Origin of the sequence: Clostridium sp. UBA7791, from assembly GCF_002480755.1 — a bacterium.
GTDB lineage: Bacteria > Bacillota > Clostridia > Clostridiales > Clostridiaceae > Clostridium_J > Clostridium_J sulfidigenes.
This window is the reverse complement of record NZ_DLCT01000005.1, coordinates 170,874-193,440: the sequence shown is the minus strand read 5'-3', so window position 1 is coordinate 193,440 and position 22,567 is coordinate 170,874. Positions and strand designations below refer to the sequence as shown.

Genomic DNA, 22,567 nt, shown 5'->3' with positions numbered 1-22,567 from the left:
GAGTAGATAATTATGCCGTAGGTTTTCTTTAGGGGCTGTAAATTTACTTTCACAGCCCCTTAAATATTAAAACTTAACTTTAAAAACAGTTTGTTCTTTTACATCTGTAGCTAAGGCATCTAATGCAACTCCAACTCTGTGGTAACGAAGTTTCCATTGTTCTTCTTTTGAAGTTCCTGGATCTCCTAGCGGATATGGAATAGATATAGTAGGAATAATCTTGTTTGCTCCTGCTGTTTTTGAAACTGGAATTAAGTTTGCCATTTGTACAATTGGCATACCTGATTTTTCAATTTCCTTAACCATGGTTGCACCGCAACGCGTACAAGTTCCTCACGTAGAAACCATTATAACTCCATCTATACCTTCATCTTTAAGATGAACTAAAATCTCCTGTGCCATTCTCTTTGCCTCAGCTTGAGTAGTTCCAGTACCAACTGTTGAATAGAAATACTCATGTAATTTTTTGAATTTTCCTTCTTTCTCATATACTCTTAATGCATCTATTGGAGCTATTACATTTGGGTCTGCATCTGCTGCTGCAGGATCAAAACCAGCATGGATTGTTTTATAAACTCCACCTTTTAGAGCATCTACGCCATCAATATTGTATCTTCCCCATCTTGTTGCAGACGCTGATTGAATTCTATCTGGATTATCTACAGGGACGATGCCTCCTGTATTTAAAAGTGCTATAGTTGCATTTTTAAGATCTTTAATTGGCTCTGCTATAGGTACTATATCTGTTTTAGGAATTGGAAGTTCAGTGATAAACGGTCTTCCATATAATTTATCTATAAGCATTTCTACTGCTCTATCAGCACCCAACTTACCATCTTTTCTCCAAATTTGATGTCTTATCCCTCTAGGATGATATCCTTCTACTTCAGCACCAAGGGTTTCTTCACCTTTTAAAATCTTATTTCCAAAGGTTGCCATAGCTTTTATATCACTTCTCATTTTAGCTGCACTATGTCCTCCTACAAAAACATACATATCTCTTTTAAACATTTCTACCCCAGGATTTTCTATGTGCATAGAAGTAATTACTGGAACATTAAATTCTTCTTTAACAGCATTACAGATTTCACCACACGCAACACCATATCTTCCTGCTTGAAAAGCTGGGCCTGCAAAGAAAATATCAAATTCTATATTTTTAAGTTCAGATATAATTCTTTTTATAGCTTCTTCTGTATTAGATCCCATAAAGTTATCTCCACAAATTATTGTATGAGTAACTTCTGCATCTAAGTTTTTATTTAGCTCTATAGCCGGTCCTATTGTGCCTTCCTTAATTATAGGCTCAAAATCCGCCTTATCTTCTCCACCTATTTGACCAAAGAATTGGTTTATATATATTACTGCCTTTTTCATTTTATCCCCTCCTAGTTACTAAAACTCTATCATTGTTTTTGGCGACCAACCACAAACTTGATCTCCACAGAACATAGCATTATTCTCCATTATTATTGATCCATCTGATCTTACAGAAGGTCCAAGTATCTCATCATTTTCCCAACCACCAGATACACCGTCTCTACCTAGAGATTCTAATTCTCCTATAACAGTTTCCATTGGTGGAAGAGTTATTAATTCTGACACATTACCACAAGACACTATAGCATCAGCCTTTTCGTCCATAGAAACTAGTGGCTGTGATTGTCCATCTCTTCCAGTACACTCATTAGTAAGTCCTACAACTTTTACTCCCGCATCTTCAAGAGCAACTATACAGGCTGTAAAATCTGCATCAGGGTTACCATATCCTTCCTCTGCAACTATTGCACCATCAGCTCCAATAGACTTTGCAATCTGTGCTACAAATAGCGCTGCACGGTTTTTTTGTTCTAAAGCTACATTCAGATTTGACATTATTATTCCTAAGAAATTTATTGTCTTTCCATGTTCTTTATAAAGTCTTTTTATTGTAGGATTATTTTGAAACTCATAAGTTGACCATTTAGATGAGCAAGGCATGAAACTGCCTGATACCAACGCTCCATCTAAAACTTCATTGGGATGCATAAAGGTTGGTAGCATACGATTCATGTCCCATCCATACAAAAATGTGTTATACCCTAACTCTTCCATTTGAGATTGAGGTTGCATAACAAATACCATACTTGGAAGTTCATTTACCCTTTTTTCACGTTTTATTACTGGCTTTAGTTCATATTCTTCAATTTCTTCTGGTTCTAAATCTTTAACAACACTGCCTATAAATTCTGCAAGTTTATGTCCTGCTTCTCTTAAAGCTTTATTTTTTTTCTGTTGTTCTCTTTTTTCAAATTCTTCATCTGTATCAGCAACTAGTACTATATTTTTAAGTTGAGAATAGTAGGTATATTTTGCACCTTCTCCACTCATATCAATAAGTCCATCTTGAAATCCACCCCAATGTTTTCCCACTACCAGCAGACTACAATCCTTCAGTGCATGAGTTCTACCATTACCTGCTTTAACTAAATCTCCTGTATAACCTGGAAATAATGAATCTCCATTCAATTTTACTCTTGGCTCTATAGCTTCTTTTACTGGCATAAGTCGTACATTGTCACCTGGTTTAACAATAAATAAATCTGCTTCAATTATGTGCTTGTCCTCTAAAACAAAATCTAATGCTTCCTTTTTATTAATAGTTAGTATTCCTTGAGTAAATTCTGTTTTTTCGCCAAAAACTATATCTTCCACATGAAAATTTCCAATTTCTAGTTTCATACTCCCACTCCCTTATTATTTTTTTAATATTCTTAATATTTATAATATTATTTTATTCCTCTAATTGCATTTTGTAAACGCGTTTACGTTTTTTTGTTATTTAATTAACAAATTCTATGTATTTAAAAATCAAATAGTTAATCTTATATCATTATAAATTTAAATTTTAATGTTATAATAAAGATACATATTAATAATGAGTAAATTAAAGGGGTAATCTTATGACTAAGTCAGCCATAGAAAGAAAAGAAATGATAGTTTCTTTCATAAGTTCAGCTAATAAACTTATAGATGAAGAAGGTATAGAAAATGTTACAGCAAGAAAAATTGCTCATGCTACAGGATATAACGTTGCTACTGCATATAAGTACTTTAAAAATTTAAATCATATTTTGTTTTTTGCTTGCATGAAATATTATAATTTATATATTCAAGATCTTCCTAATTATATTAGTGAAGACAATTCATCTTTAGAGAATTATTTAGGTATTTGGAAGTGTTTCTCTATACACGCTTTTAACAATCCTAAAATCTTTAAATCAATATTTCTAGATCAAGGTCATCTTAGTGTTAAAGATACTATGAAGGAATATTATGAAATTTTTCCTAATGAATTAAAAAGTCTCCCAACATCTTTATCTACTATGCTAGATAAAGATTATATTAATGAACGTGATCTTGCTTTACTTGAAGTATGTATTAAAGATGGGTATATAAATCAAGAAGATGTTAAAGAATTAAGTGAAAATATTATTATTTTTTTTGAAGGTTTATTGATGAAAGTTACAAACCATGTTGATGGATATAGTAAAAAAAGGGCATTAGAAATTATTCTAAAATTTATTTATAACACCTTGCATTATTATAACTTAAAGTCTTCCAATGTTTTATCACCTTTTTTAACTCTATAAAATGCCATTAATGTAGATGTATTTAAAATGAATATTAATTTAATATTTACATATATTGTGTAATCACACTTTTAAATAATTTATAATTTTTAAATATAAAAAACCCCTTAAATAGTATAACTATTTAAGGGGTAAATATTTACTAATTAAAAACTAGATAATAGTAATATTTTCTGCTTGTGGTCCTTTTGGTCCTTTAGCTACGTCAAAAGAAACTTTTTGACCTTCTTCAAGTGATTTATAACCATCAGAATTTATTTGAGAAAAGTGTGCGAAAACATCTGTTCCATCTTCTCCTGTAATAAATCCAAAACCTTTTTCTCCATTAAACCATTTTACTGTACCATTCATAAATGTATACCTCCGAAATTTTATTTTTCTTAAATTCATTGTAATAATTCACTAACAAAATTTCGATATTAACATACTCTATTTATTAAGTACTAATTGAAACATATTGGTTTATATTATTTACTATTAATTTAAGTTCTTATTAAGCATACTACACTTTATTATATAAAGCAAGTTATTTTATAATAATTTACTTGTTTTATTAAAAATAGTTTTATTTTCCTTAATTTTTCCTTCATTACCTACTATACAACAATAATTTTCATTCATTCCTATCTTAATCATTGAAGCATAACTTCTTATATCTTCATTAGTAGTACTTAAAAGTTCATCTCTCCATCTTTGAATGTCTTCTTGAGTTACATTGCAAATATAGTCTGCAACTGCTTTTTCACCTTTTCTATCAGGAGTTAATGGTTTATATAACTGTCCAACAGATCCTATTATAAATTTTTCCATATCCTCCTTGGTAAAATCTACTTCTTCTAAGAATTTATAAGCTTCATTATATACATCTATAGTTCTTGTAAGATTAGGATCACGATAGGAGAAAATTGCTAAATTACCATCCTTATTCATGTCACTATAACATCCATAAGCACCACCTTGAAGACGAACTCTAGGATATAAATATTCATTATCTAATATATTTAAAAGCACTCTCATTTTCCCTGAATATTCATAACCAAGATCTGCAAAATTAAATCCCTTAACTACATATTGCACATTACTAGCAGTTATTATAGCTTCGATATTTTTTTTGCTCTTATGCTCAAGATTATATAATTTAGTAGGTTCAGTTTTAATGTTACAAATAACCTTATTAATATTAGTTACTACTGTTTCAACTTCTTTTTCTTCTCCCACCACTGAGATAATTAAATTATTTTTATTAAATATTGTTTCATAAACCTTAATAAGATTGCTTCTAACTTCCTTACCAGATTTCTCAATACTTTTTTCTAAATTACAGATGAATTCATAATAAGTTGCACCACTAATTTTTTCCCAGTATCCTCTACCACAAGAAGTTTGTGCAAATACTCTGTTCATCCCAACCTCATGTCCTGCATTTATAACTCTCATTTGAAGCTTTGATTTTGTTTCTTGAATAATTTGTTTAAGCCTACTTAAATCATCAAATTTAGTAGTAGTAATTATTTCATTTACTAACTCTAGTAGAGATGAAATGTTTTCTGCAATTACCTTTGATTTAACTATAAATTTAGGATGATATGCCTGACTATTATTTTTCTCAGTGTATACTTGATTTTCAAAAGTTATTCCACCTGTAGTTTTATAGATTTCTGTGATTAATTGAGAATAACCTCTTTTCTCAGTATCAAGCTCCCCTAAAACATCCTTTAAAAGTCCTAAATAAGGAATATACTTTTCTTCAATTACTTTTGCATCAAATAGCAGATTAATATACACTATTTTATTTGTAGGAATATGATGTTTTAAAATGGTTATTCCTTGTTCTTTTACAACCTCTTGAGGAATTTTTTCTACTTTTTTATCTACCTCTTCTATAGGTAGCTTTGGAAGAGTATCTTTTTCTTCTTGGGTATCAACCCTAACTTGAGCTTCTTTTAACTTCCTATTTCGCTCCATAAGCTCTTTTATTTCTTTTTCGGATAAAGAACTTCTATAATTTTCTAGCTTTTTTTCTAATGCTTTATTTCTAGCATCTTCTAATCCCTTTTTAGGTGTCAAAACTACTAAGGAACAATGGGGATTTTTAACCATATTCTTTTCAATAAACTTCTCAAAATATCCATTGTCTAAAGCAGTTTTTATCTTATTAAGGATATCTTCATACTTCAAGTGAACAAGAGGATCTCCATCATATATCCAACTATTTAAAACCCAATCATTATATTCGATTCCCTTATTAGCAGTTCTCCATGGATCAGCTTCACGCAAATCAAATTCAATGGTGTTTATAGCTGCCTTCAATTGATCCTTATCTAATCCCTTGTCTACAAGTTCTTTAAGAGTATTCATAATAACATTTATAAATTCACTCTTCTTTGTAATATCTACATTCTTAGCTACTATTGGGAATAATATTTCCTTAGTTGCATCCATATTCATATCATCCCTTGTTATAATACACTCACCTATACCAGCTTTAAGTAAGGCAGCTTTTATTGGAGATGCTGAGGATTCAATTAACATGTTATAAAGTATTTTTGTAGCTAAATATGCCTCTCCATTACATGTTTCTTCAAAGGCAAAATTTAGTGCTAAAAATGCCTTATTTTCTTCATCTTCATCCTCCCTAATAGAATAATTAGCAGTTCTTTCTACCATACCTTCAAAATTTTTCACATCATCTATATGAGAAGATATCTCTATTCTGTCAAATTGATAAAGATATTCATCATTTATAAACTTAAGACATGCATCCAAATCCTGATCCCCGTATAGATAGATATAACTATTAGATGGGTGATAAAATTTGCTATGAAACTTTTCAAAATCCTCTTGAGTTAGATTAGGTATATCCTCTGGATCTCCACCTGAAACAAAGGCATAAGTAGTATTTGGAAATATTGATCTATATATATCACTACAAATAACTTCCTCTGGTGATGACATGGCTCCTTGCATTTCACTATAAACTACACCCTTATACGCTAGTTTATTAGTATTTTCATCTAATTCATATCTCCAACCTTCTTGACGTAATATTTCATGATTTTCATATATTCTAGGATGTAAAACTGCATCTAAATATACATCGATTAAATTCATAAAATCTTTACTATTTCTACTTCCTACAGGATACATAGTTTTGTCTGTAAATGTCATAGCATTTAAAAAAGTGTGTAATGAACTCTTGGCCATATCTCCAAAAGGATCCTTAGCCTTAAATTTTCTTGAACCACAAAGTACAGAATGCTCTAATATATGAGCAACTCCAGTACTATCTGTAGGAGTTGTCCTAAAACTTATAGAAAATAACTTATTATCATCTTCATTTTCTAAATGTAAAAGTCTTGCTCCACTTTTCACATGTTCAAATATTCTAGCCATGGATTGTGCCTCTTCTACCTTCTCCTCTTTTAATAATTTAAATCCATAGTAGATTTCGTTAGTTTTAAATTGCATATAAATTCCCCCCACAATCACTCCTAATAGTGGTTTAAAATCATTTTAAACCATTACTATTCATAACTTTATATTAAATAAAAAAGTTATAGATATACCTTAGTTAAACCAAGATATCTACAACTTCTCATTTTACTAAAAAAATAAAAAGTCATAGAGTCCAAACAACCCCATGACTTAAAATATCAAAATAAATATGTTAAAATCTATTCTTAAGGCCGTTATAGGTATTATAAAATTCACTTTTATTCAAATTTTTTATACTTTTCACTTAAAAACGACCTCCTTTCAATATTCTAACTATTCAATCATAACATTTTTTAACATACTTGTAAATACAATTAATATAAGTTATGCTACATACATAAACAAGCTCTTCAATTTTATATACTATAAAAACTTTATTAAAACTTATACATCTTATAAGTCAGAAGTACAATGAGGGCATTTTGATGCTTCAATTGAGATTTCTGAAATACAGTAAGGACATTTTTTAGTTGTTACAGGTTTTGCTTCTTCTTTGCCTTTAAACCTATCAAGTTGCTTTACCACAATAAATACTACAAATGTCATAATTAAAAAGTCTATAAGTCCAGTTAAAAAAGTTCCATAAGCAACTACTGAGGCTCCAGCTTCCTTTGCAGCAGCTAGAGTTACATATTCTTTTCCATCTAAAGCAATAAACAAATTTGAAAAATCAATTCTACCTACAAAAATACTAATAATAGGCATTATTACTGTCTCAACCAAAGATGTTACAAGCTTAGTAAAAGCTGCACCTATAATCATACCAATTGCTAAGTCAATCATATTACCTTTAATCGCAAATTTTTTAAATTCCTTTAACATACTTTTCCTCCTTAAAATAATAAAAAACTCTACTTGCTATACCTAATAGCCTAAAAGATCTATCATCATAATTACCATAGGATATAACTTGTCCATTATAACATAAATGAACATGTCCAACAGACCCTATTCCATCTAATGTTACATATATAAATACTTCAATGTCAACATCTTTATTACTACTATTTTTTTCATCTATGACAACATCTTTTAAAAGAAGTTCCAGCATAATATAAATTCTATTATACTGAAACTTCTTTGATATTCTTAGTTTTTAATTTCTACTATTAATTTCTTCTGTGATTTTACTTATAATCTCTTCAACCTCAAATCCGCCTCTTTCACTAATCATATCTAATGTAGCTATAGATGCCATAGTCTTAAATAATACTGGATTTTTTAGTTTACTAAACTTAGGTGAAAGGTTTAGTAAGAATTCTTTTAGAAATGGATATTTTTTTACTAAGTCACCTATAACAGTTTCCTTTGTTAATCCATATTGATTTTTTATAACCTCACCACTTACCTCATCCTTTTTACTTTCTTGTTTTTCATTAGTCCAAGATAATAATCTCTGACTTCCCTGTAATCCTCTAATCTTTGTTACATCCTGCATCATCTCAAGTACTCCTCTAAAATTCCCTTCTTCATCTCTTACTGCATTATAGATTATATAAATAAACTTACCACCGATTTCTAACCAAAACTCTGCCTGATCTTGTTCACCCGCTCTAAACGCTCTAATAATTTCTTCTACCATATGAACACTTTCTCTTGGATGGCAATTTTGCACCTTTCTTCCTATAACTCCTGCACTTCTTGGAAATACTCGATGTTTTGTATCACTATAAAACTTTACAATCTCATTTTCATCTACATAGGATAAATCTACTTGAAGATGTTTAAAAATTAAGTTTATCTGCTTAAGTGTTAACTTTCCTTGGCTTACATCTAACACTTCATTATCTTCTTTATTGAATATTCCATGTTTTTGTAAAACCTTTGCCAAATCCTTCAGAAGTTCATTATTAGACGCATTTTCATCTTTTTTAATTTCATCTTCTTTGTAATAAGGTGGTTTCTCAATTAGACAATATCCAATTTCATCATCACCTTTTCTCATCTTAATAAAATCTTCATGGTCAAGAAGATCCATTGAAGTTGGATAAAGTATTTCTTCTTCTTTTATCATCATATCCTCAATCATTTCAATTACTTCATTTTGAATATCTAAAAACTTTTCATGTTCATCCCTATCTAAATACTCTTTAGCTTTTTTAATAATATCTTTTATATTATTTTCTAAGGTCCACATTACTTTAGAAGGTTTATCGAAGCCCTTACCTTCGAGAGCAGGATATAGTTGATTTTGCTTTCTTGAAAAATGTATATTAATTTCTTCTAATTTATCATATACCTCAGCCCATTGATTTTTAATAAACTTTTTATTTAACATATTATTAGCTTCAATTAAAACATTTCTTATAGCCTTTCCTTCCTCTAAATAGGTTCTAATTGGATGACCTAATTTAACGTCTATTTTATTACTTGTAAGTATTCCATCAAAAATTTGCAGAATTTCATACATTCTCTCTGCTAATTCATCATCAGTTATACCATATTGCTGAAGATATTGCTCACATATAGCAAATTCTTGAGCTGTTACACTTTTAACTGATGTTATCAGTTCTTCTTTTGCTAGTTCTATAGATATTTCTCCTCTTAAATACTTAAGTTTTATTTCCATGATCTTTTTAACTTTATCATGGTCGATTTCTAAATTATCCTCCATTTGAATTTTTTCTATTTTCTCTTTAGGAGTGAAGTAAACATGAAATTCTTCATCACTTAACTTCTCTACATATTTATCAAAGCCTTTACCATCCATCATTTTATACATAGGAAAAGGTTCGAAATCTTTAATTACATGTATACCTTCATTTGATTTCAACTCCTTAATTGCTTTAGTAATACAATCTTTAAAAGTCTCATGGTCTCCACGTCCATCAATAGTAATGTAGTTAATTTGCTTTTTCATATATTTTCATTCTCCTCATATTTTATATAAAATTTAAATATATTATTTAAACTTAAAATTTCTATTTAACATCATATTGTTTCTAATTGATAATGTCTTTCATTTACAATGTATCATTATTTTATTTATAAATCTGTGATTACTATCACAATATTTCTTAATATTATTTAGTTATCTTCAGTATAACAACTGCAATATTTTCAATATCTAAAACTGAATAAAAAAAGATGATTATATCAATTGCACTATTGATATAATCGTCTTCTTAAAATCTATTTAATTCATGCACTTTTAATCATGTCCAGCAAAACCTTTATTTCTCCACTTACCTCTCTTAAAGAAAACTGTAGTTACAATTGCTCCAAGTGTCCAAGAGACAAGTAGTGATATAAATGTAGATTCTGGTCTTCCAGTAGGATAAGCTGCACTACGAGTTAAATATGCAATACCATAAGCAACAGGTACACGTAAAATCACCGTAGTAATTAGAGAAATCCACATAGGTGTCATAGTATCCCCTGCACCTCTCATTACACCTGATAAACTTTGAGTTACTGCCATAGCAATATAACCCACTGCAAGAATACGCATCATATGCATACTTAAGTCAACTAATTCTGCTGTATCAGTGAAAACACCCATAAGATATTTACCAAAAATTAAAATTAAAATTGTTATAACAGTAGAAACTCCAACAGCAATCATAGTACCATCTTTAGTACCCTTATCAACTCTATCCATCTTTTTAGCTCCAATATTTTGTCCAGCATAGGTTGTCATTGCATTACCAAAGGTGAAGTTAGGCATCATAGCAAATCCATCTACACGCATAACAATTACATTACATGCTATAACCATTTCTCCAAAACTATTAGTTAGAGATTGTACAACAATCATTGCAATAGAAAATATGGCTTGAGTAAATCCAGATGGCAATCCAAGTTTTATAAGCTTCATAGAATATTCCTTAGCTGGTACAAGCATCTTAAGATTAAAATCAAAGGTACTATTCATTCTTGCTAACTTAATAATACAAAGAACTGCTGATATACCTTGAGCAATAATAGTTGCCAAAGCAACTCCTGGTACCCCCATTCCAAGTCCTGCAACAAACCAAAGATCAAGGAATACATTTAAAATTGTAGCAATAAGTAAAAATCCAAGAGCAGATATAGAGTCGCCAAGTCCTCTAAGTACTCCTGCTAAAATATTGTAATAAGCAAAGCCTGCTATACCTACATAATAAATAACAAGATAATCTGCACACCAATCTATTATAGATGCTGGAGTGTTAAGAAAAGATAACAATGGACGAGTAACTAGAGGCCCTATAACCATTATGATTAGAGATGCTATAGCAGTAAGAGATATGCATACCCCAATGGTATGAGAAAGCCTTTCTCTATCCTTTGCTCCAAAATATTGAGCAACCATGATTCCTGCTCCTGTTGCAATTCCAACAAAAAGTACAAGTAAAAGATTTAATATTGGAGATGCACTACCTACAGCAGCCAGTGCATTATCACCTACATACTTACCCACAATAATAGAATCCGCTGTGTTATAAAACTGCTGAGCTATATTCCCAATAAGCATTGGTAATGAAAATTCTACAATTCGTTTCCATGGTGTCCCCTCAGTCATGTCTTTAGGAGAAAAAAGTTCTGAAAATTTTACCATACATCTACCTCCTGATTAAATTTAATAAATTAAACTTCAATTTTTCCTTAATTTAGAGCTAACCATAAATGGTTAGCTCTAAATTTCATTCTTTTATAACTTATTTTATTTTTAAAATTTATATAATAAACATAGTTCTTAGTTTCTTTGAATCTTACCAACTGAATTCTTAATATCGGTATTTTGGGTACTTAGAAGTCGTTGTCCTTTAGGATAAATCTTTTAAATGCACTGGTCTTTTGAATATTACTTCGATACTCGAATTAATATTAGTGTATAACAATTCTGAATTCTTGTCAATTTTTGTTTTAAATTTAATGTTGTTGTTAAATGATAAAAATTCATTAGTAAAAGTTTTATCTACTATAACAATAATTTAATTCTCAATAAAAAAACAACCCTCCCAGTTTATTACCTAAGATGGTTGTCTAAAATTTTTTCTTTATTATTTTATTTACTCTCATATAAAAGATTATTATGCTGCTTTCTTCCAGAATATTTCCTTTGTAATATGATATTCTACTTCTTTTTCAAGTTTTTTTATTTCTCTAAATCCAATTCCCTTTACAAGGTTTTGAGACCTTTTATTATCTTTCTTAATTTTTGCAACAACTTTTTCTGTCCTCATTTCAAAAAATGCAGTTTTTAACGCTTCCATAACTGCATTATGGCCTATACCTTTTCCCCACAGTTCCTTTTCTCCCACAGCTATAACAATTTCAATTGTTTCACCTTTTGGGATAAGTCTTAAAAAACCTATAGTTCCATAGGGATTTTTTATAGTAAAAAATCTACAGTTGTTATTAAATAAATGAGTTAAAATTGGCAGATTTATTCTATCTATAACATTAATTAAGTTCTCTCTAGCCTTATTATCTTCATTTAAATACTTTACAATTTCCTCATCACTAAGCCAATCAGCTATCTTTTCTGCATCAGATCTATATACTTCTGGGCTTAGGACTATACTGTTTATTTCCACAAAGTACAACTCCTTAAACCTATTTAATGCTTGCAAACATATGTTAATTTACTAGTAACTATGATTTATAATACTATTAATCTTAATATAAGTAAAAATCTTAATTGCTGATTAACTAAGTTTAACTTGTTTTTATTGTACTTTCCTTTGTTTTCTACAACTTTTCCAATTAGTTTATATTTCCCATTTTTAGCTTTTTAATCCCAGTTAAAGTTATTAAAAGTCTTTTTATTACATTTGATTTCCCCTACTCTAAAGATTTTTGTCTGGATAAAACAATAGATGCTCCAATTATAAGAATTCCTCCTAATATAGAGTATACGGATAAAGATTCTCCAAATAATATCAATCCCCAAGTTGCATTAAATAATATTCCTATATACCTTACTACTTCTACAATTACAGCATTAGTATTTCCAAACGCACCTGTTAAAAATATTTGTGCTAATAAGGAAACAACTCCTAAAATAAACAATAAAACAAATTCTCTAACTGTTGGTACTACAAAATTATTTCTCATTAATATAGCCGCTACTATTGTAGATGCAGCTAAAAAATAAAATACAATTTCATAAGAATGATGTTTCTTAGATTTTGCTAATTTTCTAATAGTTATAGAAGCACTTGCTGATAGGATTGCACTTAACAATCCAAATATAGCATAAAAAGAATATGTGGAATATCTAAATGGATTTATTATAAGGCTTGCCCCAAATAAAATAATTATAATAAATATCCAAGCATTCTTTGGTAGTCTTTCCTTCAAAAACATTGCAGAAAATATCATTACAAAAACACCTGATAAATGTGCTAATATAGAAGCATCTCCTAACTTCATTGTAGAAATTGCAAAGAAGTATGTTACCATGTAAAGTCCTCCTAGAAGCCCTCTCATTAATAAAAGTGGTTTTCCTTCTTTAGAAAACTTTACATTAGTTCCCTTCATTAATATCAATATTAAAATCACACCAATTATGCCTCTAAAAAAAGCTATTTCATTAGAGGGTATTCTATTACTAACTAACTTTACTAAAACATTCATTATACTAAACGTAAATGAAGATAGTATTGCCAATATTACACCTTTATCTACTCTCATTTAATCGCTCCTTAATTATAATTTTTGCATTGTTTATGCTATGATCTTCAAATACACTATTATTTATATTATTCTCACCCTTATCTTCAATAAATTTATTTAAGTAAATATCAAATAAGTCTAATAAATATTTTGCATTTTCCATGTCTATATTTAATTTTTTTCCTATAGCATATAAAAGCTTGATCTTTTTATAATCTTCAAATGGCATTCTTGGTATATTCCATTTTCCCCTATTATCTTTATAAATTTTTGGATAAGGAATCCTTGAAAACTCAAAGTATCTTCCATTTTTATCTGGTATGGAAAACGGATCAATTAATATTGAGGAATATCTAACATAAAGTAAATATTCTTGTTTTATGGTATCATATTCCATATATTTATCTATATTTTCTCTTGATATAGATTCTTCTAAAACTGGATAATTATCATCGTTTAAAAACTTAAGTATATTAATAGGTTTAATCCTGAGTTTCATATACACTTGACATATTTCTTTCCATAAAGAACGCATAATAGATATAGTATTCATTGTTATAGGTCCTTCTGGATATAGCTTGTATACATATTTATTTGTTTTATCATAATCAAATACTTGATTTAAACTAATATCATTAATTAAAAAAGCTGGATGTACAAACATAGTTATGTTTCTGCTTTCAACTTCTAATGGATCATTTAATATTTCTGAAATAACTCCAATATCTTTTAGAAAACTTTTTAGAACTTGTACTTTATAGCTATATTCTAATGATGAACCTATATATATCTTTTTTTTCAAAGCTTTTGTTGTTACTTCTATTAATGATTTTGATGATGAATACTTAGTTGCACCGAAATAATTAGACAAAGAAATTATCTCTAATTCCCTTATCTCTCTATTTAAGTAATTAGAAACTATTATACTAGACCCAAACTCTGGTGATACTAAAATAATCGTTTTTACTCTAGTAAGCCTTAGTAAATCTACTTTTTTTAATATGTCCATATAGCAATCACATGGAACACACAATACCATAGTATCCCAGATATCATCTATATTAGCATGTCCTATATATAATTTTTTTAATTTATAGCTTCCTTCTACTTTAAATAATTCTCTTTTTGATGCGTTCCCCATTATTGTAAAATCATTATTTTTTAATTGTTGTAAAAAAGATATAGTTTTATCACTTTCTCTAGCAACCATACCTATTTCACCCAAAAACCCTTTAGATAAATTAATTGTCATATTCATTGCTACAGGTCCTGAACCTACTATTAATATGTTTCCCAAATTATTATATATATCTTTAATCATCATACAGATTTCTCCAAAACTATACTTTCATAAATATATTTACTGTCTTTTATTATTGTTTTTTGACAATGTTTCAATATCTTTGTATCCAAAGGGTAATTAAATATACTTTTTAACTCATTTCCATACCTTAAAATAACCTTTGTATCTCCATTGATATTTTCTAATAAAAATTTTGCAATATCTAATTTTTCTTCAACTAAAGAAGCTATAATAATATGAGTAAAGTTGTTTAAATCAAATTTACTTACATCTTGGGATGAAAAGAATATATTTTTGATCCCATACTTATCTGATAATCTTTGAGACAAATCAAGTGCTTCTTTATCAATATCTAAACATGTCACTTCACAATCAACTTCATTTTTTATAGTAAAAGCTGTTATAGGCATAGCTCCAGAGCCAATAAATAGAATCCTTGATTTGGTATTTATTTCAAACTCCAGTATTTCATTTTGCACAGCAAGATTTAATTCATCAGAATACTTGAATGAATCCACACTACCGCTTAATATGCTATGAGCTTGAAACTTTTCAACCCATCCTAAGGCATTTGAAGTAGAGTTTCTAAGTTCTCTAACTAGAGAATCATACGTTTCTTCTGATAAATATTTCTTCCATTTTAAATTATTTGAATTATCTAGTATAAAATCACATACGTAATCAAGTTTATCTTTTAAGACTGAAAAACATTCATTATGCTCTTTGCATAAGTTCATAATTTCTTTAATATCTATGTTTAACAACTTTAAATTTAATAAAAATTTATGTTTATTCATACCCTCTCACCTCAAAACTTTATTTTTACTATTATTTAACTACATGTAATAGGGGTAACTGTAAAATAACCTTTCTTCGTGCAGCAAACTTCTACATCTACCTTATAAACCTCTTTCAATAATGATGGTTGTAATACTTCCTCTGGTTTTCCTTCCTTCATCACATATCCTTTGTTAAATAATACTATTTTGTCACTATATCTAGTTGACAAAGCTAAGTCATGAATTACAACTATAGTAATAGCATTATTTTCTGTAGTATACTCTCTTGCTAGATCTAAAACTTGTAGCTGATGTCTTATATCTAATGCGCTGGTTGGTTCATCTAATAGTAGTATTTTGGGCTTTGAAACTAAGGTTTGTGCCATAATCACTAATTGTTTTTCTCCTCCACTTAAACTAGAAAATTTATTATAACTTAGATGACTTAAATTTATTTTTTTCAATATTTTATTTGTTTCTTCTAGTTTATCCTTAGAAATTTTCCACTTTAAATCCTTCATATGTCCAAGCAATACCATTTCAAATACAGTTAAACCAGAACTACTATTACTCATCTGCGGCACATAGCCCACTTTTTCCATGGATATTTTCTCCTTATTATTTTCATTCATATATATATGACCTCCATAGTTAACCATATTAGATATAGCTTTTATAAAGGTTGTCTTTCCTGTACCATTAGGACCAATAATTGAAGTTATTTCACCTTGGTTAAAAGTAGAAGTAATATCTCTTAATACCTCTTTATTTTTATATTTAACTGAAACCTTATCTACTGTAATAAAACTCATTACTCTGCCCCCTTAGATAGTAATAAAAAAAGTAAAAAAGGTACTCCAACAATAGATGTAACAATGCCTATAGGTATTAATGCACCTGGTTTTATTACTTTAGATATTATAGAAGCTACAACCATGATTAATGCTCCAAATATAGCTGAAACGGGAGATAAATATCTTTGATCTTCTCCAACGGATAACCTTGCAAAATGCGGAGAAATTAATCCTATAAATCCAATAGGACCTATAAATGAAACAGCTCCTGTAGTTAACAAAGTTGATATTAAAAATACCCTTAACTTTAATTTGTCTACATTTATTCCAAGACTTCTTGCTCTTTCTTCTCCGGCAGATAGGGCTGTTATTTTCCATACTATAGTTGTAGTTAGTAAGAAACATAAAAGAAAAATACTTGCAGTAATAAATACCCCAATCCAGGTAGATTTTAATAAACTTCCAAACATCCAGAATACAATTTGTTGTGATACTTCTGGTGCTGCCATATACTGAACTAAAGATTGTAGTGCCTGAAATAGAAAATGAATAACAATACCTGTTAACACCATTGTTATAGACTTCATACCCTTACTTTTACCTATAAAATATATACATAAACTAGATATAAATGAAAAAGCAAATGCCATTAAAGGTATAGAAATCCATCCTATGTTTCCAATAGTAATTCCTGTGACAATAGCAAGAGAAGCCCCAAAGCCAGCTGCTGATGAAATACCTAAAGTATATGGACTAGCTAATGGATTACTAAGTATAGTTTGCATATGAGATCCTGCTAATCCCAATGAAGCTCCCACAAATATACATGTTAATGTCATTGGAAGTCTTATAGACCACATAACAGCTGAATTTATATTTTCTTTAGTAGGTCCTTGTATTAAAGTCCGTATTACCTCTGATAAAGACATCCCAGAGGGTCCAACAATTAAATCTAAAATAGAAAATACAAGTAATGCTATAATTGTAATAGCAAATAAAATAAATCTTTTTTTATTTATGTTCTTATATACATCCTCTCCCTCATTTAAATCCTCCAATACTTTTATTTTATTAGTCATTTGACTATTCCCCCTTTATCATAAAAGTACCTGCTGGTTTTACTGGTAAATATTTTTCATAAAATTCATTTAGATTTTTCATTGGATCTACATCTTTAAACTTTTCCGGATGAATTGCCTTTGCAGCATATTGAAGATATACATAATCATAAAGAGTTCTAAGTCCGCTATGATCAAAACCATATACTTCTTTATTTTTTACCGCATTTAGATTGTTCCAACCTGGTCTTTTTAAATACATATTCATTGTTTCTACAGCTCTATCCTCATTTACATTGAATCCCATCTCAAATCTTTGTTTTCCCTTATCTTGAGAATTAGTTTGTCCTGAGAACATTATAATATCAGGATTGCTGGAGATAACGTATTCAGGATTTAGTGGACCATATTCTTCAACTTTCTCTTCAGCAATATTTTTACATTTTGCAGTTTTAAGTATATTTCCCCATAAAGAGTTTCCATAAGAATTTCCATAGGTATCTGGACCTTGACTTGCAAGTTCAAAATAAACAGATTTAAGCTTATCTTCTGGTATATCTTTTACTCTATCTTCAACATTTTTTATATGACTTTTATAATTTTCAACAAGTTCCTTTGCTCTTTCTTCTTTTCCTAATAATTTTCCAAGTATTTCTGTACTTTTTACATGCTTATCTAAAGTAAAAGAATTGTAGTCAACTACTGCTACAGGAATCCCTAGACTTTTTATAGTATTAATCCCATCCCCTATTTTTTTTGCCTGATAAGGTGCAAGAATTACTAAATCTGGTTTTGCCTCAATTAGTTTCTCCATACTGAAACTATCTAAGTAAATAGATCCTGTATCAATACACCCTTCTAAATTAGGAATTATTTCTGCATACTTACTCCACATTGCATTCATTAAATCCTTTGTTTCTCCTTTTGACATAGCAACAATTCTATCTAGTTTAAAATCCCCAGACACTGCAAGATAATTTTCTATATAAAATCCTAAAAATATTTTTTCTGCTGGCCTATTTAAAGTAACTACATCACCATTTATGTCTTCTACTTCTATAACAGTACTTTCTTCTGAGTTTTTTTCCTTTTCCTGTGAGCATCCTGTTATCCCTACTATCATTATTAAAGATACCATTATACTAACTAGTTTTTTCATAAAAAATCACTCCTCTTACTTTCTATAATACAATTTGGTTTTCATATAAGAATGTTTAGCCACCTCCCTCTTTACTTCTATTATGATTTATTAACCTGTTAATGATAATGAATATCAATTTCATAAAAACATAGTATCATATTTGAAATTCATTATCAATACAAAATTGGTAAAAAATATAAAAATATAAATAGTGAAAATAAAAAAAGTCCTATTTCTAGGACTTTAAGCACACATATACACAGAATAAAAAATGTATACTAAAATATACATTTGATATCTATTAATAATCTTTGCCGCTTTAATTTCCCACCGAAATTGCAAACTTTATTTTATGGTAGGTCTCCTGACTTATAGCTTCAAACCTAATTCTCCTTGCCTTCCCATGAATTATTTTCATAGTGACTTTTAAAGAGTTTCGTAGCTATTACAGTAGCGGGGGCTGTTGAGGATTCTAACCTCATTCCCTGTTATTGCGTATGCAACCATAAAACACAATATGTAATTTTATATCTATATAATACATATACTTATATATTTTGTCAAATAATTCGAATTATTTGTTTTCATAATAACTCAAACTTCGCAGCACAAAAAGTATTTCAACCATTGCACTATCAATATCGAAGTAATTTAATAAGCATAATTATTGCAAAATTAAGCTACTTTTTTAACTGCTTATAGCAATTTGATTTTTAATGAGACTACATAACTTTAAATTGCTTCATATAGTTTAAAATGAATTTTATTAAATCATTTTTTTTGGGTTATTTTGTGGTAAACTGTTCATAAGATAATTCATCCAAAAATTTAATATATTGTATTTTGGGTATTTACATCATATCATTTTCCAGAGGAATTCTCTGCAAATTTGAGCACAAAACCTTTGATAAATCAATGGGTTAAGCTATATTTACATGTGCGAGGTTTGAGTAATTAATTATAAATAATGAATGAAATGGAGTATAAAAAAATGATTTGTAAAGTTGAAACTGAGAGATTAATAATTCGTAACTTTACTCCTGAGGACTGGAGAGATTTACATGAGTATTTTTCTGATGAGCAAGTATTAAAATTTGAACCCTACAAGCCTTTCTCCGAGGAAGATTGTAAAGAAGAAGCACTATCCAGGTCAAAGGGTGATACATTTTTGGCTGTCTCCTTGAAGAGTACAGGAAAAGTAATTGGCAATTTATATTTTAGTAAAGAGGATTTTATGACTTGGGAACTTGGATATATATTTAACTCCAAATATCATAGAAAAGGGTACGCTACTGAAAGTGTAAAAGCTATTATGAAATATGCCTTTGAGAATCTAGGTACAAGACGTATAATTGCTAATTGTGATCCCCGAAACATATCTTCTTGGAAACTGCTTGAAGCTGTAAATATGAGAAGAGAAGGACACCGTCTCCAAAATATCTATTTCTTTGAGGATGAAAATGGTAATCCTCTCTGGAAAGACACCTATGAATATGGGATGCTTGTAGATGAATGGAAGACCATAAATATGAAGTAAAGTGTCATTACCAACTTTATTTCACAGGTGCAGTAAAGTCTAAAGTAAAGGAGCTGTCACACTAAAAAATTAGTGCGACAGCTCCTTATATCTTTATATAGTTCAATAAAGGTATAAAATTTTTATTGCAACTACAACTCTTTTCTTTCCTCACTTTTCATATCTACTCTTCGCAAAATTTTAAATCTCTAAATGGGAATATCCTATTTATTAAGAATATTATTTTTTAGGTAGTCCTATTGTGAAAGTCGTACCATAATAAAGCTTACTCCTAACCTTTATTTCACCATCACATAATTCAATTATTCGTTTTACAAGTGATAATCCTAATCCATTTCCCTTGCTTAAATGGGATTTATCACCTTGATAGAACTTATCAAAAATATGTCTTTGAGTTTCTTCATTCATTCCAACACCATTATCTGAAACCTTAATAACTATTTTATCCTTCAAATCCATTAATTTGATACCAATAGTTCCACCCTTCTCCGTAAACTTAATAGCATTTCCTATTATATTTAGCCATACCTGCTGCAATAAATCCTCATTTCCTATAATACTGACTTTATCTAGGTCTATATCTAAGTCAATTCCCTTTTCACTCCACTCTGGTTCCATTATAAGAATTGCACACCTAATCTGTTCATCTAATGCAAACTCTGCTTTTCCAGTAATAACCTCTTGATTTTCAAGCTTTGAAAGCTTTAATATATTTGAAGTTAGCTTAGAAAGCCTTGATGACTCACTAATAATAATATCTGTAAATTCACTTCTCTCATCATCATCTAAGTTTTTATCTTGAATTAACTTTGCAAAGCCTTGTATAGATGCAATGGGTGTTTTTATCTCGTGGGAAACGTTACTAACAAAATCATTTCTTAAGGTCTCTATACTACTAAGCTCATGAACCATCTTGTTAAAATTTTTTGCTAATAATGAAAATTCATAATCCTTAGGAATACCTATTTTAACACTAAAGTTTCCCTTTGCTACCTCTTCAGTAGCTTTACTTAAAGTTCTTATTGGCCTTAAGATTCGCTTTGATGCTATACCTGATATTATGGTAGCTATTACAGTAGATATAATTAAGGATGTGATAGTTAGAAAAAATGCACGTATATGCACACTTTTTTCATTAAATGAATTAGATATTTTTATATACCTATCATCTACCTTTAATATAGTATTAATAATAGGAAGTCTTTTGGTTTTAATCTGTAGAAATTCTCTCTCATGAAGCGTATCAGCAGTTCCAGCATACTCATGCAAATCATTGATAAGTATTACTTCATATCTATCATTATTACTTAACTCTATAATTTTATTTAAAGTAAAATCTGTATTATCATATAGTTCTATTATAGTATCTACTACTTTCCTTTGGGCATTTTTTGATTCTTTCTCTATATTTCCACTAAACATTAATGCAGATATTATAAGGGAACAAATTCCTGATACAATCATCATCAATAGAAGAATTACAACAAACTTAACTCTTAGATTTTTTCTCATATCTTCTTAACCGCCTTATATCCAAGACCACGTACTGTAACAATCTCAAATTCTGTACAACTATCATATCTTTCTCTCAATCTTTTTATATGAACATCTACAGTACGCTCATCCACTTCATTATCCATACCCCATATTTCATCTAATAACTGTCTTCGTGTAAATATGACGTTAGGATAAGATAATAATTTAAATAATAAATAAAATTCTTTTTTAGGAAGGGTAGCACTGTCTCCATGTCGACTTACAGATATTGAATCATAATCTAAAATAATATCACCTATAGATAGTCTATGTTCATTAGATATCTTAGCTCTTCTAAGAAGTGCTCCAACTCTTAATATCATTTCATTTATATCAATAGGTTTTACCATATAATCGTCTACGCCAACATTAAATCCTTTTCTCTTATCTTCGAACATTTCCTTAGCTGTAACCATAAGTATTGGCATATTATATCCTGAGTCTCTCAAAGCTTTCACTAAATTGTAACCATCTAACTTAGGCATCATTATATCAGATATTACTAAATCAATATGCTCTTTATCCATAATATCAAGAGCTATTTCTCCATTCTCTGCCATTAATGAGTTATATCCATTTTGTTTTAAGGTTGCAGATATAAGTTTTCTTAAATTCTTATCATCCTCTACAACAAGTATATTAAACAATATTATCACCTCAATTTATTATGTTACTTTATATAATAATTA

At 29.2% G+C, this 22,567-nt stretch carries 19 protein-coding genes and 1 riboswitch; of the genes, 2 read left to right on the top strand and 17 right to left on the bottom strand.

Annotation, left to right across the window (positions count from 1 at the left end):
• Positions 1 to 66 precede the first annotated feature (66 nt).
• On the bottom strand, positions 67 to 1,377 hold the full coding sequence (gene grdH / locus B3Z56_RS06405) for a betaine reductase selenoprotein B (RefSeq protein ID WP_346878486.1): 1,311 nt from the start codon (positions 1,375 to 1,377) through the stop codon (positions 67 to 69).
• An 18-nt stretch (positions 1,378 to 1,395) separates the two neighbouring features.
• Entirely contained in the window at positions 1,396 to 2,721 is a 1,326-nt protein-coding gene (locus tag B3Z56_RS06400; protein WP_346877229.1) for a glycine/sarcosine/betaine reductase component B subunit, read from the bottom strand.
• A gap of 221 nt (positions 2,722 to 2,942) precedes the next feature.
• Here B3Z56_RS06400 and B3Z56_RS06395 point away from each other — a divergent pair, with 221 nt between their 5' ends.
• The gene (locus B3Z56_RS06395) at positions 2,943 to 3,632 is read left to right on the top strand and encodes a TetR/AcrR family transcriptional regulator (RefSeq protein WP_346877228.1); all 690 of its coding nucleotides are present in this window, start codon (positions 2,943 to 2,945) and stop codon (positions 3,630 to 3,632) included.
• Positions 3,633 to 3,785: 153 nt separating this feature from the next.
• On the opposite strand, the gene B3Z56_RS06390 is transcribed toward B3Z56_RS06395, so the two are convergent.
• The 13 genes from B3Z56_RS06390 to B3Z56_RS06330 form a co-directional block, all read right to left on the bottom strand.
• A complete protein-coding gene (locus B3Z56_RS06390) occupies positions 3,786 to 3,983 on the bottom strand; it encodes a cold-shock protein (RefSeq protein WP_035131204.1) in 198 nt (65 codons plus the stop codon).
• Between the two features lie 180 nt (positions 3,984 to 4,163).
• Positions 4,164 to 7,100: an insulinase family protein gene (locus B3Z56_RS06385; protein ID WP_346878485.1), complete on the bottom strand. Its 2,937-nt coding sequence runs from the start codon at positions 7,098 to 7,100 to the stop codon at positions 4,164 to 4,166.
• A 420-nt stretch (positions 7,101 to 7,520) separates the two neighbouring features.
• Positions 7,521 to 7,949, bottom strand: coding sequence for a large conductance mechanosensitive channel protein MscL (mscL, locus tag B3Z56_RS06380; protein WP_346847288.1), 429 nt, complete (start codon positions 7,947 to 7,949; stop codon positions 7,521 to 7,523).
• Positions 7,933 to 8,178, bottom strand: coding sequence for a hypothetical protein (locus B3Z56_RS06375; protein WP_346847287.1), 246 nt, complete (start codon positions 8,176 to 8,178; stop codon positions 7,933 to 7,935). The genes mscL and B3Z56_RS06375 overlap by 17 nt, the downstream gene beginning before the upstream one ends.
• A 45-nt stretch (positions 8,179 to 8,223) precedes the next feature.
• Entirely contained in the window at positions 8,224 to 9,987 is a 1,764-nt protein-coding gene (locus B3Z56_RS06370; protein WP_346878484.1) for a PAS domain-containing protein, read from the bottom strand.
• A 291-nt stretch (positions 9,988 to 10,278) separates the two neighbouring features.
• A complete protein-coding gene (locus B3Z56_RS06365) occupies positions 10,279 to 11,667 on the bottom strand; it encodes an MATE family efflux transporter (protein ID WP_346878483.1) in 1,389 nt (462 codons plus the stop codon).
• 475 nt (positions 11,668 to 12,142) lie between these two features.
• Positions 12,143 to 12,649: a GNAT family N-acetyltransferase gene (locus B3Z56_RS06360; protein WP_035131214.1), complete on the bottom strand. Its 507-nt coding sequence runs from the start codon at positions 12,647 to 12,649 to the stop codon at positions 12,143 to 12,145.
• Between the two features lie 247 nt (positions 12,650 to 12,896).
• A complete protein-coding gene (locus B3Z56_RS06355; protein ID WP_346847283.1) occupies positions 12,897 to 13,748 on the bottom strand; it encodes a DMT family transporter in 852 nt (283 codons plus the stop codon).
• On the bottom strand, positions 13,735 to 15,054 hold the full coding sequence (locus B3Z56_RS06350; RefSeq protein ID WP_346847282.1) for an opine metallophore biosynthesis dehydrogenase: 1,320 nt from the start codon (positions 15,052 to 15,054) through the stop codon (positions 13,735 to 13,737). Before B3Z56_RS06350 ends, B3Z56_RS06355 begins: the two co-directional genes overlap by 14 nt.
• Positions 15,051 to 15,830 (bottom strand): nicotianamine synthase family protein, encoded by a 780-nt coding sequence (locus B3Z56_RS06345; protein ID WP_346847281.1) that lies wholly within the window; start codon positions 15,828 to 15,830, stop codon positions 15,051 to 15,053. The genes B3Z56_RS06350 and B3Z56_RS06345 overlap by 4 nt, the downstream gene beginning before the upstream one ends.
• A gap of 35 nt (positions 15,831 to 15,865) precedes the next feature.
• Positions 15,866 to 16,624, bottom strand: coding sequence for an ABC transporter ATP-binding protein (locus tag B3Z56_RS06340; RefSeq protein ID WP_346847280.1), 759 nt, complete (start codon positions 16,622 to 16,624; stop codon positions 15,866 to 15,868).
• A complete protein-coding gene (locus B3Z56_RS06335; RefSeq protein ID WP_346847279.1) occupies positions 16,624 to 17,685 on the bottom strand; it encodes an iron ABC transporter permease in 1,062 nt (353 codons plus the stop codon). Before B3Z56_RS06335 ends, B3Z56_RS06340 begins: the two co-directional genes overlap by 1 nt.
• A gap of 4 nt (positions 17,686 to 17,689) precedes the next feature.
• A complete protein-coding gene (locus B3Z56_RS06330; RefSeq protein ID WP_346878482.1) occupies positions 17,690 to 18,823 on the bottom strand; it encodes an ABC transporter substrate-binding protein in 1,134 nt (377 codons plus the stop codon).
• Between the two features lie 319 nt (positions 18,824 to 19,142).
• Positions 19,143 to 19,328, bottom strand: a riboswitch (cobalamin riboswitch).
• A 468-nt stretch (positions 19,329 to 19,796) separates the two neighbouring features.
• Between B3Z56_RS06330 and B3Z56_RS06325 the strand changes: the two genes are divergently transcribed.
• Positions 19,797 to 20,342 (top strand): GNAT family N-acetyltransferase, encoded by a 546-nt coding sequence (locus B3Z56_RS06325; RefSeq protein ID WP_346877220.1) that lies wholly within the window; start codon positions 19,797 to 19,799, stop codon positions 20,340 to 20,342.
• Between the two features lie 219 nt (positions 20,343 to 20,561).
• On the opposite strand, the gene B3Z56_RS06320 is transcribed toward B3Z56_RS06325, so the two are convergent.
• Both B3Z56_RS06320 and B3Z56_RS06315 read right to left on the bottom strand, forming a co-directional pair.
• A complete protein-coding gene (locus B3Z56_RS06320; RefSeq protein ID WP_346878481.1) occupies positions 20,562 to 21,854 on the bottom strand; it encodes a HAMP domain-containing sensor histidine kinase in 1,293 nt (430 codons plus the stop codon).
• Complete coding sequence (locus B3Z56_RS06315) at positions 21,851 to 22,525, bottom strand: response regulator transcription factor (RefSeq protein ID WP_346847275.1); 675 nt, start codon at positions 22,523 to 22,525, stop codon at positions 21,851 to 21,853. The genes B3Z56_RS06320 and B3Z56_RS06315 overlap by 4 nt, the downstream gene beginning before the upstream one ends.
• Positions 22,526 to 22,567 lie beyond the last annotated feature (42 nt).